Origin of the sequence: Duganella lactea (assembly GCF_009857505.1) — a bacterium.
Taxonomy (GTDB): domain Bacteria; phylum Pseudomonadota; class Gammaproteobacteria; order Burkholderiales; family Burkholderiaceae_D; genus Rugamonas; species Rugamonas lactea.
Map to the genome: position 1 here is coordinate 42,135 of NZ_WWCP01000030.1, position 19,900 is coordinate 62,034.

Genomic DNA, 19,900 nt, shown 5'->3' on the forward strand with positions numbered 1-19,900 from the left:
CCCATGCAAGTTATCCTATCCGGCCTGCACGGAGATGCGTGTGAAGCCAGTATTGCCGAAGACCTCGCGATGTACTTCCACGTCAAGAACGTCAGCATGATCCGCCAGGGCATGGACGATAATCCCTGGGCGCTGATCGAGGTGGCGGATTCGTATGAACGGGTCTGGAACGTGTGCAACCAGCTACGCGGTGTTTTTCATCGCGGTAAAAAGCTGCACCTGTACATCCCGTTGCATCAGGAGGATGTCTTTCACGACATCGCGCCGTACCACCGGATCAATTTGCGCTAGCGCGGTTGGCCAGAAAGCCGTGGATCTGCGACACCACGGCGGCGCCTTCTCCCACCGCCGCAGCCACCCGCTTGGTCGAGCGGGCGCGCACGTCACCAATCGCAAACACGCCGGGAACGCTGGTTTCCAGGCCTCCGCGTCCACTGGCGGGGGCGCCTGGAATGTCGTAACCGGTGAGGATAAAGCCTTTGTCGTCCACCTGTACGCCGCAGTCGTCCAGCCAGCCGGTGTTCGGGTCCGCGCCGATGAAGAGGAAAACGCGGCAGATGTCGTAGTCCTTTTCCACGCCGCTGCGATTGTCGCGCACGCGCACCTGCTGCAAGCCTTCCTCGTCGCAGCCCTCCAGCGCCACGATTTCGGACTCCACGTGCAGTTCAATGTTCGGCGTGGCCGCGATGCGCTCGATCAGATAGCTGGACATGGTGGACGCCAGGCTGTCCTTGCGGATCAGGATGTGCACCTTGGCCGCGTGGCCGGACAGGTAGACGGCCGCCTGCCCGGCGGAATTGCCGCCGCCGACCAGAATCACTTCCTGGCTGTGGCACAGGCCTGCCTCCAGCGGCGAGGCCCAGTAGTACACGCCTTTGCCCTCAAACTGCTTGAGATTGGCCAGCGATGGCCGGCGATAGCGCGCGCCACAGGACAAGACGACGGTGCGGCCTTGCAGCCGCGTGAGGCTGCCGCACATTTCGACTTGCACCGGGTAGGTATCGCACAGCAGGCGTCCGGCCGGCGCCGGAATCGCCATCTTGACGCCGAATTTCTGCGACTGCACGAAAGCCCGGCCGGCCAGCGCCGCGCCCGAAATCCCGGTCGGGAAGCCGAGGTAATTCTCGATGCGCGCGCTGGCCGCGGCCTGGCCGCCGTAGGCGCGGGTTTCCAGCACCAGCACCGACAAGCCTTCCGACGCCGCATACACGGCGGTGGCCAGGCCGGCAGGTCCCGCGCCGACCACGATCACATCCCAGATATGGTCCGGCGTCAGTTCCGGCAGCGTGCCAAGGCAGCGGCCGAGGTCCACCACGCTCGGGTTCTTTTTCACGCCGCCGTCCGGGCACACCGCCAGCGGCCAGTCGTTGGCCTCCGGCTGGAAACGCTCGACCAGCGCGCGAGCCTGTTCGTCGCTGCGCGGGTCCAGCACGCGATGCGGCAGGCCGTTACTGGACAGCCATCCCTGCAGCGCGTGCATGCGCGCGTGGCCGGGCGTGGCCACCAGCACCACGCCGCCGTCATGGCTATTCAGCTGTTCGACGCGGCGCAGAATGAAAGCACGGGCGATGCGTTCGCCCAGTTCCGCCTCGGCGATCAGCAGTGCGCGCAGGGATTCGGTGGTGAGTGCCAGCACTTCGACGTCGCCCACCGCGTCGCCGTTGACCAGCGATGGGGCACCTGCCAGCTGGCTGATTTCGCCGGCGAATTCGCCCACACCATGCTCCGTGATGATCGAGGTGTTGCCCAAACCATCATAGCGGCTGATCCGGATGGCCCCCTTCAGCACCACAAACATGCCGAAGCTGCTGCTGCCCACCTCGTACAGCCGTTCGCCATCGCGATAGCAGACCAGATTGCCGAAGCGTTGGACGCGTTTGATTTCCGCAGCCGTCAGCTTGGGAAGCGCCTGGGCGCTGCGGGTTTTGAAGGTGTCGTAGATGGCCATGGCCATAGTCTAGCGCGGTTTTTTCTTTTCCCGCCAGAGGCTAAAGTAAGACTTTGCGCCGGCACCACGCAGCAGCCGTGGCAGGGCGATGGTCGCCAGCAGCAGCACGCCGATAACGATGGTCATGTAGATGCCAGGGATATTCGCCATTTGCAGGCCGTAGGTGACAGCGCCCAGCGTCAGCACGGCCAGCAGCACACCGGCAATGGTCCCCGCGCCGCCGGCGATGCTGACGCCACCGAGAATCACCATGGTGATGATTTCCAGCTCCCAGCCCATGGCGATGTTCGGACGCGTGCTGCCGATACGGCCGGTCAGCAGGTAGCCGGCCAGGCCGGCCATGGCGCCGGTCAGCATGAACAGCATCAGGCGATAGCGTTCGACGTGGATGCCGGAGAAGCGCGCGGCGACCGGGTTATTGCCGATGGCGTAGATGCGGCGCCCCCAGCTCGTGGCGTGCAGCACGCCGGCAAACAATGCGGCGCACACCAGCAGCACGATGAATTCGCGTGGGATGAAATCGAAGAAGTAGCCCTGGCCCCATTCGGCCATCGTCTGCGGATAGCCGGTGAAGGCCTGGTCGCCCAGCACCACGCTGGCCAGGCCGCGGAACAGCGAAACGGTGCCGATGGTGACGACGATCGAGGGCAGCCCAAACTGCGTGACCAGAATGCCGTTCAGGCAGCCGCACAGCATGCCGGTGGCGATGGCGATCGGCAGCAGCGCTTCCGGCGGCATGCCGTTGGCGTGCGCCAGCCCCATGGCCACAGACGATAGCGCCAGGATACCGGAAACCGAGATGTCGATTTCGCGGCAGATGATCAACAATGCCATCGGCAGCGCGATCAGCGCCTTTTCGCTGAAGTTGAAAGTGCTGTCGGCCAGGTTGTACGGATCGAGGAAGTGGGGCAGCAGCATGCCGTTGGCGCAGAGGGCCAGCAGCAGCAACAGCGCCAGTAGCGCTTCGCGGCTGGCCAGCGCGGCGCGCAGCCCGCCGGGGGGCTGGTCGGCGATGACGTAGCGCGAGCTATGGGCCGCCGGCTTGTCGGTGGAAATCGTCGTCATGGAATGCCCGGCTTAGAAGATCTTGGAGAATTGGTCGACATTCCCCTTGTTGTAGGTGAACGGCGGGGCCATCGCGGCTTCGCCATTGGCGTCGATGGCGATGCTGCCCATGCGGCCGGCGCTGATGCTGCCGCCGGCTTGCGCGCCAGGCTGCTTCTTCACAAAGTCATACGCCGCGTAGGTGGCCGCGTAGCCCAGGTCGATCGGATTCCAGATCGCGAACTCGCGCACCGCGCCGCTTTTGACGTGGCCCGCCATCTCGGACGGCAAGCCAAGGCCGGTGACGAAGACCTTGCCCACCAGGTGTTCATCCACCACCGCTTTGCTGGCGGCGTTGATGCCGACGGTGGTCGGTGAGATGATCGCCTTCAGATTCGGATAGCTGCGCAGCAGGCCGATGGCCTCTCGGTAGCTCTTGTCCGACTGGTCGTCGCCATAAGCCACCGTGACCAGTTTCATCTTGTTGAACTCCGGCTGCTCCAGCACTTTTTTCATCACGCCGATCCAGATATTCTGGTTGGTGGCTTGCGCGGAGGCGGAGAGAATCGCGATTTCGCCTTGACCGCCAATGGCGTCGGACGCCATCTGGATCTGCTTCAAGCCGATCAAGTCGGCGTTGGAGGGATTGAGCTGCATCATGCGGCCATCCTTGGCCAGGCCGCTGTCGAAGGACACGACCTTGATGCCGCGCACCATGGCCTTCTTGGCGATCGGCACCAGCGCGTTGGGATCATTGGCCGAGATGATGATGGCATCGACCTTCTGGCTGATCAGCGAATTGACGATCTCGATCTGGCCTTCCGCGCTCGGCGTGGTCGGCCCGGTGTAGATAATCTCGACATTTTTCAATTCCTTGGCGGCGTCCAGCGCGCCGGTATGCGCGGCGTCGAAGAAGCCATTGCCCAGGTTTTTCACCACCATCGCGATGCGGATGTGATCAGGCGCTTTCTCCTTGCAGCCGGCGATGGCCGCAAGCAGACCGGCGGCAACGGCCGCCAATACGATCTTCCTGAACTTCAATGGGCCGCCTCCGGATGATAAATACCCGCCAGCGTCTCGTAGCCATAAGGCGCATTGAATACCGATGGCGTCATCTGCTTCGGCAGCGCTTCCGGGCTCACCGTCACCACACGCACGCCCGATTGTTCCAGAAGTTGCACCGCCGAATCCGAGGCGTCGGTGTCGGTGATGACGGTCGATACGCGGTTCAAGCCGCACAGGATCAGGCCCGCCTTCTTGGTGAACTTGGAGCTGTCGGCCAGCACGATCAGTTCCTCGGCCTGTGAAATCAGCCGTTTCTCCGCCTGGATCAGCAGCGGATCGGCCTCCATCAGGCCAAGCAGCGACAGGCCGAAGACGCTCATGAACATCTTGGCGGCGTAGTGGTGCTGGGTGATGTCGTTGTCGAACGGGCTGAGAATGACGTTCTGTTCGCGGTACACCTTGCCGCCGGGGACGATGATCTCGTTCTCGCTGGAGACCAGCAGACGCTCGGCCATCAGGAAGGAATTGGTGAGAATTTTGAGATGATGGTCGGTCAGGAATTCGGCCATCATGAACGTGGTGGTGCCGCCGTTGATGATGATCGTTTCACCCTCGTTGCACATGCTGGCCGCGTAGCGCGCGATGGCGCGTTTGTGCTCGGCGCGGCACTGGATATTGTGCTGGAAGGTTTCGCTGGTGAGGGTGAAGCCGCGTTTTTTCTGCTCCAGATTGGCGGCGCCGCCGCGCGTCCGGGTGAGCAGGCTGCGGGCCGCCAGCCAGCTGATGTCGCGCCGTACCGTAGCCGGCGAGGCGTTCAGCCAGTCGACCAGTTGCGGCACGGTGGCCGCATTATGTTCGGCAAGCAGCTTCAGCAAACGCTTGCGACGTTTGTGATTTACCATTTCAGTCTCCTTTTATTTAGGTCTACGACCGCCCGTGAGTGCGGTGTGCCTGTTTTATTAACGTTAAAGGCTAAACACTTCCAAAACGCACGTCAATCACATAGCGATCAAATATGTGATTGTTTCGAGGCGTGTGGCGGTTTTTGATCAGACATTGATCATCCATATGATTATTTCGATCTTTGTCATCAAGTTGATTGGTTCCGCATTGACACTCACCCACGGCCTGATTTCTACTGGCCGGAGTAAAAACACAATACGGAGACCAGGCATGAAAGAATCACCGATCACTTCTCTATGGGACGATGGCGCGGCCGCCAGCATGAGTGAGCCCGAGCTGCTGTTATACCGTTCCAACCTGCTCGGCTCCGACCTGCGCATCACCAATTTCGGCGGCGGCAACACCTCGGCCAAGGTGATGATGGAAGATCCGCTCAGCGGCGAGCAGGTGGAAGTGCTGTGGGTGAAAGGCTCCGGCGGTGATCTGGGCAGCATCAAGATCGACGGCTTTTCGACGCTGTACATGGACAAGCTGCAGGCGCTCAAAGGCCGTTATCGCGGCCTTGAACACGAAGACGAAATGGTGGCGTATCTGCCACATTGCACCTTTAACCTCAATCCACGGGCCGCCAGTATCGACACGCCGCTGCATGCCTACATCGCGCGCAAGCATGTCGATCATATGCATCCGGATTCGGTCATCGCGATCGCCGCCTGCGCCAGCAGCCAGGCACTGACCGCGACGATTTTCGGCGGCGAACTGGGATGGCTGCCGTGGCAGCGTCCAGGTTATGACCTGGGCCTGAAGCTGGAAGCGCTGTCGCAATCGCAGCCGGACCTGAAGGGCATCATCCTTGAAGGCCATGGCCTGTTCACCTGGGGCGACACCGCCAAGTCGTGCTACGAAACCACGCTGGCCGTCATCCAGCGCGCGGAGGAGTGGCTGGCGGCAAACATCCAGCAGCCAGTGTTCGGTGGCCAGGCGCGCGCACCGCTGCCGGCCGACGAGCGCGCGGCGATGGCGGCGAAGCTGATGCCGCTGCTGCGCGGGAAAATCAGCCGCGACGAGTACAAGCTCGGTTACTTCAACGACAGCGACGCGGTGCTGGAATTTGTTTGCAGCCGCGATCTGCAACCGTTGGCGGCGCTGGGCACGTCCTGCCCGGACCACTTCCTGCGCACCAAAATCCGCCCGTTCGTCATCGATTACGATCAGGATTTCGATAAGCTGGTCGCGGGTCTGGACGAGGCGCTTGCGCAGTACCGTGCCGATTACGTGGCCTATTACGAACGCTGCAAGCACGATAACAGCCCGGCGGTACGCGACGCCAACCCGATCATCTACCTGATTCCCGGCGTGGGCATGCTGTCCTTCGCCAAGGACAAGGCCACCGCCCGTATCGCCGGCGAGTTCTATGTCAACGCCATCAACGTGATGCGCGGCGCGAATGGCGTCGACAAATATGTCGGTCTGCCGGAGCAGGAAGCCTTCGACATCGAATACTGGCTGCTGGAGGAAGCGAAGCTGCAACGCATGCCGAAACCGAAATCGCTGGCCGGCCGCATCGCGCTGGTGACCGGTGGCGCCGGCGGCATCGGCCAGGCGGTGGCGAAACAGTTGCTGCAAGAGGGCGCCTGCGTGCTGCTGACCGATATCGATTCGGAGGCGCTGGCGGAAGCGCACAAGAATCTGGCCAAGGTGGCCGGCAAGGACAACGTCACCAGCGTGGTCGCCAACATCACCGGCGAGGACGCGGTGGACGATATCCTGAAAGCATCGTCGCTGAACTTCGGCGGCATCGACCTGCTGATCTCGAACGCCGGCATCGCCTCGTCGGCGCCGCTGGAAGACACCACGCTGGAAGTATGGAACCGCAACCAGGAGATTCTGGTGAAGGGCTACTTCCTCGCCAGCCGCGCCGCCTTCCGCATCATGAAGCAGCAAAAACTGGGGGGCTCGATGGTGTTCGTCGCCAGCAAAAACGGCCTGGTGGCGTCGGCCGGCGCGTCGGCCTACTGCACCGCCAAGGCGGCGGAAATCCATCTGGCGCGCTGCATCGCGCTGGAGGGCGCGCCGCATGGCATCCGCGTCAACGTGGTCAATCCGGACGCGGTGATTCGCGGCTCGCGCATCTGGGACGGCAAATGGAAGCAGGAACGCGCGCAGTCGAATAAAATCGAGGCCGACGACGTCGAGGAATTTTATCGCCAGCGCAGCATGCTGAAGCTGAGCGTGCTGCCGGAGGATATTGCGGAAGCGGTGTACTTCCTGGCCAGCGACAAAGCGGCCAAGAGCACCGGTAACATCCTCAACGTCGATGCCGGCAACGCCGGCGCATTTACACGATAAGAACAAAGGGGATACTGTGAGCACTATCATCGACAGCGGCCGCGTGGCCGAGCACAACGCACAACTGCGCGCCGGACTGAATGCGGATTATGAGGCGCTGGGCGGCATGCTGGCCCGTCGCGGCGTGGATATCGAACGTCTGACGGCGCTGGCGCAAACCTTTGCCGTCGCCTTGCCCAGCTGGGGCGTCGGCACCGGCGGCACGCGTTTTGCGCGCTTCCCCGGCAAGGGCGAACCGCGCAATGTATTTGAAAAACTGGACGACTGCGCCGTCATCCATCAACTGACGCGCGCCACGCCGGGCGTATCGCTGCACTTCCCGTGGGATAAAACCACCGACCCGGCGGCGCTGCGCCAGCAGGCCGAAAGTCACGGCCTGTATTTCGACGCGGTCAACTCCAACACCTTCCAGGATCAGGCGGACCAGGAGCACAGCTACAAATACGGCAGCCTGACCGCCAACGACGCCGCCACGCGCGCGCAAGCGGTGGCGCACAATATCGAATGCATTGAACTTGGCAAGGCGCTCGGCTCGAAGGCATTGACGGTGTGGGTGGGTGACGGCGCCAACTTCCCTGGCCAGCATAATCTGCGCGGCGCACTGGAGCGCTACCTGGACAGCATGCGCGGCATCTATGCGGCCCTGCCGGCGGACTGGCTGGTGTTCATCGAACATAAACTGTTTGAGCCGGCGTTCTATGCCACCACGATTGCCGACTGGGGCACCAGCTTTGCCTGCGCCCAGACGCTGGGTGACAAGGCGCGCTGTCTGGTCGATCTCGGGCACCACGCGCCGAACACCAACATCGAGATGATCGTCGCCCGCCTTGCGCAATTCGGCAAGCTGGGTGGCTTCCACTTCAACGACAGCAAGTACGGCGACGATGATCTGGATTCCGGCTCGATCAACCCGTTCCAGCTGTTCCTGGTGTTTAACGAACTGGCCGATGCGGCGGAGCGCGAGGGCGCGGCCTTCAAGCCGGCCTATATGCTGGACCAGTCGCACAACGTCACCGACCCGATCGAAAGCCTGATCAACAGCGCGGTGGAAGTGCAGCGCGCCTTTGTGCAGTCGCAGATTGTGGACCGCGCGGCCTTGCGCCAGCACCAGGAAGCCAACGATGCGCTGCAATCGGCGCAGGCGCTGAAGCACGCCTTCCGCACCGATGTCAGCGCCATCCTGGCGATGGCGCGCTTGCGTGCGGGTGGCGCCATCGATCCGGTGGCTTGCTATCGCGCCAGCGGCTATCGCTCGCGGGTGGCGGAAGCGCGTCCGGCCAAGGCGGGCGCCAGCGGGAGCGGCATCGTATGAGCGCCGATATCCGCGCCTTCCGCATGCAGCTCAAGCCAGGCATGGTGGCAGAGTACAAGCGGCGTCACGACGAACTGTGGCCGGATCTCGGCCAGGCGCTGAGCGACGCCGGCATCTACGACTATTCGATCTTTCTGGACGAGGAAACGCTGTCGCTGTTCGCCGTGCTGAAGCTTCGGCCAGATAACCAGATCGGCGAGCTGCCGTCCAAGCCCATCATGCAACGCTGGTGGGACAGCATGGCTGAACTGATGCTCGTGGAGCCGGGCAACCGGCCCCGCGAGTGGCCGCTGCAGCAGGTGTTTCACTTCGTTTGAGCCGGCGCGGCGCTCAGCAGGCCGCGCTCGCGCAGCCATTCTTCCGCGCGGCGTGGCCACAGCGACGACGTGCCCAGCCCCTGGCGCATGCCCATGCCATGGCCGCCATGCTCGAACAGATACATCTCGGTCGGCACCTTGGCCTTGGTCAGCGCCTGATAGAACAGGATGCTGTTCTCGACCGGCACCGTGTTATCTTCCTGCGTGTGGATCAGCAGCGTGGGCGGCGTGGCTGGCGTGACCTGTTTTTCCAGCGACATCAGCGTCAGATCCTGGGCCGATGGGTTTGCGCCCAGCAGCGCCTTGCGCGAGCCGGCGTGGGCGACCGGGTCCTGCATGGTGATCACCGGGTACATCAGCATCATGAAGTCCGGCCGCGCGCTGACACTGTCCAGCGGGGCGCCGGTGCGGCCGAGCGGGCTGTCGAAAAGTGTACCGGCGCTCGCCGCCAGATGGCCGCCGGCCGAACTGCCCATGACGCCAATGCGGTCGGCGCGGATCCCAAATTCGGCCGCCCGCGAACGCAGCGTGCGCACGGCGCGCAGCACATCCTGCAATGGCGCTGGATGTCCATACTCCTGCATGCGATACTTCAGCACAAACGCCGTCACGCCCAAGGTGCCGAGCCAGTTGGCATACTGATCGCCCTCGCGCGCGGTGGACATGCGTACGTAGCCGCCGCCGGGACAGATGATGACCGCCGTGCCGTTCGGATGATCGACCGCCGGCGACACCATGGTCAGCGTGGCTTCGCTGACGTTGGACGTGTAGCCGTTGCCGACTTGTTCCGGGCCGATATCGCGCTTGCCCGGCACGCCCTCCGGCCACAGTGGAATTACCTTGTCGGCGGCGGAGGCCAGGCCTGCGGCGCCGAGCATCAATACAAGAAGCATTGTTTTCATAGAGGAGACCTGAGTGAAAAAGTTGTTGAGTGCTGCGATATTAACTCTGTGCGCGCAATCCGCGGGGGCGGTTGACCTGTTTAATGGCCGCGATTTCAGCGGATGGACGCTGCAAACCACGCCGGCCGCGAAAGTCGGCGACGCCTTCCGCGTGCTGCCGGGCGGTGTGATCGCCTCGGCCGGTGCGCCGTCCGGATTTTTGGCGACCACCGAAAACTACCGCAACTACAAGCTGCATGTCGAGTGGCGCTGGAGCGGCAAACCGGGCAACGGCGGCGTGCTGCTGCACATCACCCCCGGCACGTTTGACCGCGTCTGGCCGGTCAGCCTGCAGGTCCAGACCAAGAACGGCAACGCCGGCGACCTGTTGCCGATGGCCGCCGCCAGCTTCGCCGAACCGTTGACCAGCGCTCCCGGCGCGGCCACGCGCATCAAAGCCCACACGGCGGCGGATAGCGAAAAGCCGGTCGGCGAATGGAACGAATGCGACATCGTTAGCCGCGACGGCACGGTGGAAGTAACGGTGAACGGCGTGCCGCAAAATCGTGTGACGCAGGTGTCGCCGGCATCGGGGCGCATCGGCTTCCAGCTGGAAGGCACGCCATACGAGTTGCGCAACGTGACATTGACGCCGCTCGATTAGCGCGCAGAGAAGAGGGGGCGTGGCGCGATCAGTCGCCACCACCACAGCCGCCGCCAACGCCGGCCACGCCCAGATCAGCGCCGCAATAATGGCAAGCGGGATGGGCGCGCTTGCAAAACTGCTCGTAGTTTTTTGTGTAGAGAATGAACTCGTGCCATAACTCGTCCACCACCTGCGACGGCATGGATACGAACTGGCGTCCGCTTTTCAGGTGCGCCAGAAAGAACTGCCGCAGCGCTTGCGCCACAAGCTGGCAGTCCTTCAGGCTCAATTGCAGATAGGTGGCGCGCAGTTTGTCGAATAGACCTACCGGCAGCATGAAGTCGCGGATGTAGGCCTCACGTCGCGCGCGGCGCGGAGATGCTGCGATATTCATATTGAGATCCTCAAAAAAAATGCCGAACATCGCGAGATGTCCGGCATTCAAAAACAACTAAGGAATGATTACAACGACTTCAGGAAGGCCATCAATGCCTCGCGGTCGGTCTTGCTCAGCGCTTCGAAGCGCTGGCGCGACTTGGTTGCTTCGCCGTCGTGCCACATGATGGCTTCCGTCAGGCTGCGCGCGCGGCCGTCGTGCAGGTAGCCGACCTTGGCGCTGTTGCCCATGACTTTCTCGGTGTAGCCGATGCCCCACAGCGGCGCGGTACGCCACATATTGCCCTTGGCTTGACCTTCCGCGAACTTGTCGGCCAGGCCGTCGCCCATGTCATGCAGCAGCAGGTCGGTGTACGGACGGATGGTCTGGTTGCGCAGCTCCGCAAACAGATGGCCCGAACCGGTCTTCATCTCGACGGTGTGGCAAGCCGCGCAGCGCATGCCCTGGAAGACCTTGGCGCCAGCCGCCACTTTGGCAGGGTCCACGTTCAGTTCATCGATTGGCGCCACGCCTTTCGGGAAGCCGCTGGCCAGACTGCGTTGCGCCGGCACGGCGACCAGCGCCAGGTAGTGGGACAACGATTGCAGGTCCGCTTCCGAGATGCCTTTTTGCGTGGCGGCGGCGCCGCAACCGGCGGGATCGGCGTCGCACGAGCGGTTGTGGTAGAGCGGCGAAGTCACCGCCATGTCCAGTAGCAGCGCCGATGCGGCCTGCTGGCGCAGCGTCGCCTTCGATGCCTTCCAGCCGAAGCGGCCCAGACGCACCGCGCCCGATTCCGGATCATAGACGTAGTTGGCCACGCCTTTTACGCCATCCACGTCCGGCGTGCCGGTGGCGCGCGCCAGGATGTCGGCTTCCGGCACCGCTTCGAGCAGGCCGGCGCCGATGATCGGCTGTGCGGCGCGCAGCGAGATGGTATCCGGCGTTGGACCTTCAAACGCCAGCTTGGGCTTGCGCAGTTCGACCGTCGTGCCATCGGCCAGCTTTTTGGTGGCGGTGTCGAAGCCCGCGACGCGCACGCCAGTGCCCCAGTTTTGCGGCGTGCCGCTGGAGGACACGGCGTTCATCTGCACTGCGGTGCCGTAAGTCGGATGCGGCATTTGCTGGCCGGCGGCGTTGGTGGTCGCAACGCGCACCGACATGCTGTCCAGCTTCTGGTTGATCGCGACCGGCGCCACGCTGCGGCCATTGTTGACGTGGCAGGCGAAGCACGACGACTGGTTGAAGCGCTGGCCTTGCAGGCCCACCGCCGCGTCATAGCGGTCATTGCCGGGTTCATTGTGATCGCCGGTGCTGAAGTTGGTATGGAACAGGCGGCGGCCTTCAACGAAGCGCTGCATATTCTGCATGCCGATGTTGGTATGCGGCTGCTGGAACATGAACAACGCGTTGTCCGAGTAGTTATAGCCCACCGAACCGAGACCGCCCGACAGTGTTTCCGCCGGCAGCGGCACGGAGTTCAGGCGGGGCTGCACGCCGTACCATGGCTTCAGGCCCTGTCCGACCACGTACACCCACTCATACGAGTAGTAACGGATGCCGCCATTGTCGCCCTTGGACTGCATCGACTCATTGGTGGAGAACATCGATGGCGACACCTCGATCACATCGCCCTGTACCAGCGGACGGGCGTTGATGGCCTTGCCGGCGATCGGGAAGCCGTCGGCATCCAGCGCGGTCATGCCCGGATAGTTTTTCACCTGCAGCGTGCAGGCGCTGTTGATGCCATTGGCGCTGGCCAGTTTGTTGTTGGCGGGGTAGGCGATTGGTTTGCAGACCTTGACGCTGTCGTCGACCAATTGGCCCGGCGCCATCCAGCCATAACCGGTCACGCCTGGGCGGTCGATGCCGCGGAAGAAGGCGATGCCGCCGCTGAGGAAGTCCACCGTGGTGTACTGGTTGACCGTCAGCGTAGGCTTGGTCACGCCAGGCACGCGGCTGTTGTCGATGATCTCCACGCCCCAGGTGCGGTTCTTGAAGTATTGCGGCACGAAGGTCAGGTAGTTACCCGGACCTTTATCGACCGGCAGGCCGGTGACAGGATCGACGGTTTCGTTGGGGCCATAGCCGATCTCGTTCCACTCCTCACCACGTTCGCGGCCATGACGCGCCAGGCCGCGCGCGCCGAAGCGGGTGACCAGCGTGCCGTCGGCCAGCGTGAATTGCAGCGATTCGATCGGTTCGCCCGATGCCGGCAGCGGTGCCCAGCCGGCGCCGCTGGCCGGGAATTTCATCGGCGAGGTGGCGGACGTGCCCAGCGTATTGTCGTTGCCCGGCGTCTTGAACTCGACTTCAAACAGCGAGTAGCCGTATTGGGTGGCGCGCGCCACGCCCTGCAGACGGAGGTAGCGGGCGTTGACGCCGAGGTTGAAGAACTCCTCGGTGCCGCCTTTGCCGTCGGTGACGGCGCGGATCTGCGTCCAGTTCTGGCCATCGTCGGACACCAGCAGGTTGTACTGCTTGCCATACGAGTTTTCCCACATCAGCTTCATGTAGCCGATCTGGGTTTTGGCGCCGAAGTCGTACTGAATCCAGGCGCCGTCTTCAAACGCGCTGGCCCAGCGGGTATTGGTTTTACCGTCGATGCTGTTGGCGGCCGGCATGCCGGGGTTTTCCAGCTTCGACGAGGTGGCTTCCACCGGCTGGATAGCGACGCCAGGCTTGGTCGGGTCGATGATCACCGGATCGGTGGTGGTCGGCGGCGTGGTGGGATCGCCAGGCGTGGCGGTCGAACCGCCGGAATAGGCCTGGATCTCGAAGATCGAATAGCCGTAATTGGTCGAGCGCTTCACGCCCTGCATGCGCAGATAGCGGCCTTGCGCGTTCAAGTTACCCCAGTCCTCAATGCCGCCGGCGCTGTTGTCGACGGTCTTGATGGTGGTCCAGGTGGCATTATCGTCGGACACCTGCAGCAGGTACTTGGTGGCGTGCGCGTTTTCCCACTCGATGTGGACGCGGTTGATGGGCTTGGACGCACCAAAATCCAGCGTCAGGTATTGGTCGTCGCTGAACAGGCTGCCCCAGCGGGTGTTCTGGTTGTGGTCGATGGCGGCGGCGGCCGACAGGTCGCCCCGTTCGGCACCGCTGGAGTTGGCGGCGGCCGGCGTTAGCGCCACTTCGGGATCGGCGGCGCCCCCCATGACCTTGAGACTGGCGGTACGGTCTTGCGCGCCTGGCGCGCTGTCGCTGCCGCCGCAGGCCGCCAGCACCAGGCTGAGGGCAAGTGGAAGTCCTGTTGCAGCGAGCCGGTGAAACGTTTCCAACGACCGTGGTCGTTGCCGATTTTTATACATGTTATCCCCTTGGCTTTCGGCTGGTGTGAAGTGTGCCGGCGGTTATCCCGCGCGCGTCGCGAATTTTCCTACAGAAAAAGTTATGCGAGCGCACGAATCAAAAAGAATATCGTGCGCCGCAATAAATTTCCACATGGAAATGTGCGTGAAGATAGCTTGCGCCAAATTGCATGTCAAGCCAATTAGGCAAAAATGCAACAAACCAGGGCCAGGGAACGGTTCACAAGTACGTTATGCGGCAATGCCCAACGGTGTGGTGGCAACGGCCTTGGTGGGAGTGACTTCGATCAATTCCTCGCGCTCGGCCATGATCGACAAGGTCAGTTCGACTATCCCTTGGGTGTCGTTGCTGTTGCCGACCATGCCGTAAGGGTGCACGGCGACGCGCCGCGTCCTGGTCGGCGAGTCGGGTATCCATTCGAGCTGATAGGTGCGCAGGCCGGGCGAGCTGCCGATTGCCTCCTCGTGCACCACGCGGCGGGTGTCGAAGAGCAGATAGTAGTCTTGCTCAGCCACAAAGGTGGTATCGGTCCATCTGTAGTTGCCGTCACCATGGCCATAACCACCGGCGCCGCAGCTCAGCTTGCTGATCAGCTCCTTCTGCGTTTTACGGATTTCAAAACGCCGCTCGCGCTCCAGTACAACGATGGTGCTACCCATCTGGCCGGTCTTCAGGCCGACCGCATTGAAGGCGACCAGAAAGTCCTGGGCGGGATCATAATCGAATTCCAACACCTTGTCGCCGCCGCCGCCCAGCGTGCTGGTCGGCTCGGCGGGCTGGGGCGTGGCGCCGATGACGGTGTAGCTGACATCTTCGGTGCGGCCATTGCGGATGGAAACCAGAATTTTATCGCCGCTGTAGGTCTGAATCCAGGCGGCGATCAGCTGATTGGAATGCTGAGCCATGCAAGTGGCATAGGCCGCCGCCGTGCTGGCCGACAGCGTGCGGCGATAGGAACTGGTGTGCAGATCCGAGTAGCCCGCCGCGATGAACAGCTTGGTCAAATCATTGCGGCGCAGCTTGAATTCATCGTAGCCGCCTGAAAAATACTCGGGGAAGCTGGCGTTGTACTCCTGCTTCATCGACTCGTAGTTCTGCTGGTTAATATATTGCAGCATGGTGTAGCGGTTGGTGAGGCTGGAGCTGACGGCTTCCACATCGAACTGCAGCAAGTCTTCGCACGGCATGATGGTCTCCTTCGGCGTTACAGGTTAAGGGGAGACCATTATCCAGCGCAGGCGGAAGGGCGGACAGGATGCAAATGCATCATTGAGGTTGACGCAGGAGCACGGCCAGCGCGGCCTTGTCGTGCACGTCCAGCTTCAGATATACGCGTTGCAGCGTATTGCGCGCCGTCGCCGGTGTGATGTTGAGCGCCTTGGCGACCGCCTTCGCCCTCATGCCCTGGCCATACAAACCGGCCACCTGCAACTCGCGCCGCGACAGTTGCATCAGCGGTGAACGCGCCGTCACGCGCAGAAACAGCAGCGTGCGGTATCGCTGGCAGTGCGCCACGAGGTGCTTGCCCGTGTATCGGTCGACGCCGGTGCGCCGCAACGCCTCCAGCAACGCCGTCGGCAGGCGCACCGCATGCCAGCCGGGCCATTCGGCCACCATCAAGGCCAGCGCACTGGCGGCGCAGTGCTGAATCGCGCCATTCGCTTCGGCAATCAACAGCGCGCCGTGCGCCGGCGGCAAATCGGTCGCCATCGCCAGTTGGCGGTTGAGTTTCAAGGCTTCCTGCAGATGCGGCATCAGCCACTGCACCAGTTGCTTCTGCCGCAGGCCGAAATGCGCGGCGTCGTGCGCACGGTACAGCGACAGTCCATCGACCAGGCCGGTTTCCGCATCGGGCAGCATGACGGCCAGGCCGTTGCGATGCTCGTAGCGCTGCACATAGTCGCGCATGATGGCGTGCGGCGGCGCGGCAAACAGTGTGCCACAGTGAAATGACACCGGCTTGCCCGGATGGGCCAGCACATGCGGCAGCACCACGTCCTGCCGCTGGATGGTTTCCCAGTCCAGCGCATTATCGGTGGGGATGTTGTCCATGATGCAGCCGTGAACCACCACCGCACCGCTGCTGATGTCGGCACGCAGCATCCGCGCGAAATCGAAGCCGACCGCCACGCGCAGCATGGCCATCAGCACCGCCGGAAATTCGTCCGCTGGCAGCGTCCGCGCGGCGTGATAGATGTCGAGTAGCAGGGTGTTGTAGTCGTCCATGGCAGACCATCCTGCCGAGATGATAACGGCGCTAACGAGGACCGACCTCGTTTAGCGCAAACCCGCGCCGCTCTTCAAGCGCGCGGACGCTGACGGTGGAACACCAGTGGGCTGTAAGGGATGTTCGACGGCGGCGGCGACTTCAAAATCCCCGGCTTCATCGCGCCGACCACGTGCATTTCGCAGGGTTTGCAGTCGAAGCGCAGCGTGTACGTTTCGTCGCCGCTGACCAGCGTCATCGGTTCCGCGCGTACCTGGCCCTGCACGCCTTGTACGCCCTTGGCCTGTTTTGGGCACAGGTTGAACGAGAAACGCAGGCAGTGCTTGGTGATCATCAGCGGCACCTCGCCCGGTTCCTCGTGCGATTCGTAAGCGGCGGCGATCAGTTGCACGCCGTGCTTGTGATAGAAGGCGCGCGCCTTGTCGTTGTAGACATTGGCCAGGTAGCTGAGCTGGGTTTCCGGATACACCGCCGGCGGCTCGGCGGCGGCCTTGCGGGTAGGGCGGTCCCACGCGGCCAGCCGCACCGCCTGATGCGCCTCAATCGCCTCGCGGCGCAGCGCGTTGATGGCGGCCGACGGCACAAACCATGGCTGCGACAGCGTCAGTGCCACGCTGTCGGCCACAAACATCGTGTTGCCCAGCTTGGCCAGGCTGGCGCGCAGCGAGGCGTCGGCCTGGTCGGCGTTTTGCGCCGGCTGCAAGTCGATGGCGGCGCTGGTTTCGCTGACATAGCCGTCTTCATCGCACAGCGACAGGCGCAGTCCGCCGGGTTGTTCGCTCAAGGTCAGGTGCAGCCCGACCTTGCGTTCGGACGACTTCTTGTTGAGCGACGCTTCCCAATGGTGATCGCGGTTACGGTTGACCGACATACCGACCTTGAGGCCGGGCAGGGCGCTCATCGGCTCGTTCGGGAACACGCGCCAGACCTCGCCATCCTCATGCTGGTCGAGTTTTTTGACGACGTTGGCCTGGATGCCGTGGACTTCGCGCTTGTGCAGGTAGTTCAGGCCGTCGCCATTGGCCATGGGCGCGTTGGTCACGACATCGAAATGGTCGGTGGCCAGACGGCTGACCGTGCCCAATTCGACGCCGACGTATTTCGGGCTGTCGAAAGCGCCGATATCGTCCAGGCGGCCGTTGGCGAAGTAATCGGTGTGGCCGCGGTGGAAGGTCTTGTCGACATCCGGCGTGAACAGGATGTCGGTGCGGCCGCTGGCGGCGCGCGTGAACTCGCCGCGACGCTCCAGAATCTCGTCCAGCAGCAGGCGGTAGTGGGCGGTGATGTTCTTCACATAGCCGATGTCCTTGTAGCGGCCCTCGATCTTGAACGAGCGGATGCCGGCGTCGATCAGCGCTTCCAGATTGGCGCTCTGGTCGTTGTCCTTCATCGACAGCAGATGTTTTTCATACGCCACCACGCCGCCCTTGCTGTCGCTCAGCGTGTACGGCAGGCGGCAGGCTTGCGAGCAATCGCCGCGATTGGCGCTGCGGCCGGTGTCGGCGTGCGAGATATAGCACTGGCCGGAGTAGGCCACGCATAGCGCGCCATGGATGAAGTACTCCAGCGGCGTATCGACCTCGCTGTGAATTTTTTTGATTTGCTCGATGGTCAGCTCGCGCGCCAGCACCAGCTGCGAGAAGCCAACGTTGCCCAGGAATTTGGCCTTGTCCACGGTGCGGATGTCGCATTGGGTGCTGGCGTGCAGTTGAATAGGGGGCAGGTCCATTTCCAGCAAGCCCATGTCCTGCACGATCAGCGCGTCGACGCCGGCGTTGTACAGGTCCCAGATCTGCTTGCGGGCAGCGTCCAGCTCGGCATCGTGCAGGATGGTGTTGAGCGTGACGAAGATGCGCGAGCGGTAGCGGTGCGCAAATTCCACCAGGCGCGAGATTTCCTCGATTGAATTGCTGGCGTTATGCCGCGCGCCGAAGGCCGGGCCGCCGATGTAGACGGCATCGGCGCCATGCAGAATGGCTTCACGGCCGATGTCGGCGGTTTTGGCGGGCGACAGCAGTTCAAGCTGGTGGGCTAGCAGAGTCATGGCTTGATTCCTTACGTATGAAGGCGGGAATTATAACGAAATCAAGGCCTTAAGTCACTCTCAGCCTGCATCAATTACTCGACATTACTATCTATATTGTCGATTAAATAACTGTATGAAATACTGTATAATATGCTGATTATTCATACAGTTTTGTGCGATTTTTAATGCCGGAAAAGAAATTCGAACTCATTGATTTGTCGCCTTTTGCCGCGCGCAACGGCGGCGCCGGCGAACGCCGCCTGCGCGACAACAGCGCTCTGCGCAGCATCGCCGAAGACGCCATCACCGATGCCCGCACCGACAGCGAAATCGCTCGCGAATTCATCAGCCACGGCGAACTCGTGCCAAAATCGATGGCCAATACGCAAAAAGAGCTGTTCCGCTTCCTGACCTGGTGCCGGGAAGAGGCCGGTAAAACGCTGCGCCAGCTGAACGTCGCCGACCTGAATGCCTACAAGGAATTCATCAAATCGCCGCCGCCGGACTGGGTGTCGGCCACCAAATGGCCGCGCAGCGATCCGCGCTACCGGCCATTCACCGGGCCGTTGTCGGACGCCAGCCGCCGCCAGGCGATGATCGCCGTCAAAGGCTTGTTTGCGTATGCGGCGCAGACCGGCTATCTGCGGCGTGATCCGGCGGCGTTGGTCAAGCACGTTAAAACGGTCGGCGCCAGCCGCATCACGCGCTATCTGACGCAGGACGCGCTCGCGCTGGCGATCGACACCGTGTCCACCCGGGAAGCGCCGACGCCAGCCGCCATCCGGCGCCGCGAGCGTGATCGTTTCCTGTTGACGGCATATATCCACACCGGCGCGCGCCTGAATGAAATCGTCAGCGCCAATATGGGCGCGTTCTATACCGAAGGCAATGGCCGCTGGTGGCTGGACGTGATGGGCAAAGGCGACAAACCAAGGCGTCTGCCGGTGCCGCCGGAAATGCTGGCCGCGTTCCGCCAATATCGCGCCGCGTTCGGCTTGCTGCCGCACACGGTACGCACGGACGATACGCCGCTGGTGTTGTCGAGCCGTGGCGCGGCACTGGTGCGCATCACGGATGAAGCGGCGTCGGACGCGCTCAAGGCGATCTTTGCCGCAGCGGCGATCACGGCCGATGGACTGGGAGACGCCGACATGGCGGCCACGCTGCGCCAGGCGTCCGCGCATTGGCTGCGGCACAGCATGCTGACCAATCACGCCAACAACGGCGTGCAATTGAAAACACTGCAGGAGACGGCGGGCCATGCCAGCATCGCCACAACAGCGGCGTATCTGCACAAGACGGACAATGAAAGGCATGATGAGATTCTGGCCTCTGCTGGTGGTGGCAAGGAATAGTCCAATTTCGCATAATTTATATTATGTAAAATTGGATATTGCAAGCAGCCCGCCTACGTCAGACAACAGCACCTAAAGGCAAATGTTTAGACACTTGGCACCGCCCCCTTCACCGCGCTTCAATTCCAACATGTGTCTGAACCGTTGGCTTGAAGGTTTTTGCCTGCCTGTTCCGTCTGAAGAATTTCCTCGAAGC

16 protein-coding genes are annotated in these 19,900 nt (G+C 62.5%); 6 read left to right on the forward strand and 10 right to left on the reverse strand.

Translation table 11 applies throughout. The features are described from left to right. Positions 1-3: 3 nt before the first annotated feature. A complete protein-coding gene (locus GTP44_RS20350) occupies positions 4-291 on the forward strand; it encodes an RNA-binding protein (RefSeq protein ID WP_160990464.1) in 288 nt (95 codons plus the stop codon). Here GTP44_RS20350 and GTP44_RS20355 read toward each other — a convergent pair. The 4 genes from GTP44_RS20355 to GTP44_RS20370 are packed head-to-tail and all read right to left on the reverse strand — an operon-like array spanning position 278 to position 4,899. Beyond that, positions 278-1,948, reverse strand: coding sequence for an FAD-dependent oxidoreductase (locus tag GTP44_RS20355; protein ID WP_161020843.1), 1,671 nt, complete (start codon positions 1,946-1,948; stop codon positions 278-280). The genes GTP44_RS20350 and GTP44_RS20355 overlap by 14 nt on opposite strands. Positions 1,949-1,957: 9 nt before the next feature. Beyond that, positions 1,958-3,013 carry an ABC transporter permease gene (locus GTP44_RS20360; RefSeq protein WP_161020844.1) on the reverse strand — a complete coding sequence of 352 codons (1,056 nt, stop codon included), beginning with the start codon at positions 3,011-3,013 and terminating at the stop codon, positions 1,958-1,960. 12 nt (positions 3,014-3,025) lie between these two features. Then, complete coding sequence (gene rhaS, locus GTP44_RS20365; RefSeq protein ID WP_229256998.1) at positions 3,026-4,012, reverse strand: rhamnose ABC transporter substrate-binding protein; 987 nt, start codon at positions 4,010-4,012, stop codon at positions 3,026-3,028. A gap of 17 nt (positions 4,013-4,029) precedes the next feature. Next, the gene (locus GTP44_RS20370; protein WP_160990461.1) at positions 4,030-4,899 is read right to left on the reverse strand and encodes a DeoR/GlpR family DNA-binding transcription regulator; all 870 of its coding nucleotides are present in this window, start codon (positions 4,897-4,899) and stop codon (positions 4,030-4,032) included. A 271-nt stretch (positions 4,900-5,170) separates the two neighbouring features. Here GTP44_RS20370 and GTP44_RS20375 point away from each other — a divergent pair, with 271 nt between their 5' ends. The 3 genes from GTP44_RS20375 to GTP44_RS20385 are packed head-to-tail and all read left to right on the forward strand — an operon-like array spanning position 5,171 to position 8,878. Further along, entirely contained in the window at positions 5,171-7,249 is a 2,079-nt protein-coding gene (locus GTP44_RS20375) for a bifunctional rhamnulose-1-phosphate aldolase/short-chain dehydrogenase (RefSeq protein ID WP_161020846.1), read from the forward strand. A 16-nt stretch (positions 7,250-7,265) separates the two neighbouring features. Then, positions 7,266-8,561, forward strand: a complete 1,296-nt coding sequence (rhaI, locus tag GTP44_RS20380) for an L-rhamnose catabolism isomerase (RefSeq protein ID WP_371867282.1) — start codon at positions 7,266-7,268, stop codon at positions 8,559-8,561. Next, positions 8,558-8,878: an L-rhamnose mutarotase gene (locus GTP44_RS20385; protein ID WP_160990458.1), complete on the forward strand. Its 321-nt coding sequence runs from the start codon at positions 8,558-8,560 to the stop codon at positions 8,876-8,878. Before rhaI ends, GTP44_RS20385 begins: the two co-directional genes overlap by 4 nt. Here GTP44_RS20385 and GTP44_RS20390 read toward each other — a convergent pair. Further along, positions 8,866-9,771, reverse strand: coding sequence for an alpha/beta hydrolase (locus GTP44_RS20390; RefSeq protein WP_229256999.1), 906 nt, complete (start codon positions 9,769-9,771; stop codon positions 8,866-8,868). The genes GTP44_RS20385 and GTP44_RS20390 overlap by 13 nt on opposite strands. Positions 9,772-9,793: 22 nt before the next feature. Between GTP44_RS20390 and GTP44_RS20395 the strand changes: the two genes are divergently transcribed. Further along, complete coding sequence (locus tag GTP44_RS20395; RefSeq protein ID WP_161020848.1) at positions 9,794-10,423, forward strand: 3-keto-disaccharide hydrolase; 630 nt, start codon at positions 9,794-9,796, stop codon at positions 10,421-10,423. A 28-nt stretch (positions 10,424-10,451) separates the two neighbouring features. Here the strand turns inward: GTP44_RS20395 and GTP44_RS20400 are convergent, their stop codons facing one another. The 5 genes from GTP44_RS20400 to GTP44_RS20420 form a co-directional block, all read right to left on the reverse strand. Then, positions 10,452-10,829, reverse strand: coding sequence for a UCP032817 domain-containing protein (locus GTP44_RS20400; RefSeq protein ID WP_202424160.1), 378 nt, complete (start codon positions 10,827-10,829; stop codon positions 10,452-10,454). Between the two features lie 38 nt (positions 10,830-10,867). Beyond that, positions 10,868-13,942, reverse strand: a complete 3,075-nt coding sequence (locus GTP44_RS20405; RefSeq protein WP_229257003.1) for a di-heme oxidoredictase family protein — start codon at positions 13,940-13,942, stop codon at positions 10,868-10,870. A gap of 384 nt (positions 13,943-14,326) precedes the next feature. Then, on the reverse strand, positions 14,327-15,283 hold the full coding sequence (locus tag GTP44_RS20410; RefSeq protein ID WP_161020850.1) for a hypothetical protein: 957 nt from the start codon (positions 15,281-15,283) through the stop codon (positions 14,327-14,329). Between the two features lie 79 nt (positions 15,284-15,362). Then, positions 15,363-16,322 (reverse strand): helix-turn-helix transcriptional regulator, encoded by a 960-nt coding sequence (locus tag GTP44_RS20415; RefSeq protein WP_161020851.1) that lies wholly within the window; start codon positions 16,320-16,322, stop codon positions 15,363-15,365. Positions 16,323-16,396: 74 nt separating this feature from the next. Continuing rightward, the gene (locus GTP44_RS20420; protein ID WP_160990453.1) at positions 16,397-18,367 is read right to left on the reverse strand and encodes a peptidase U32 family protein; all 1,971 of its coding nucleotides are present in this window, start codon (positions 18,365-18,367) and stop codon (positions 16,397-16,399) included. 167 nt (positions 18,368-18,534) lie between these two features. Between GTP44_RS20420 and GTP44_RS20425 the strand changes: the two genes are divergently transcribed. Continuing rightward, positions 18,535-19,704 carry a tyrosine-type recombinase/integrase gene (locus GTP44_RS20425; protein WP_202424161.1) on the forward strand — a complete coding sequence of 390 codons (1,170 nt, stop codon included), beginning with the start codon at positions 18,535-18,537 and terminating at the stop codon, positions 19,702-19,704. Positions 19,705-19,900 lie beyond the last annotated feature (196 nt).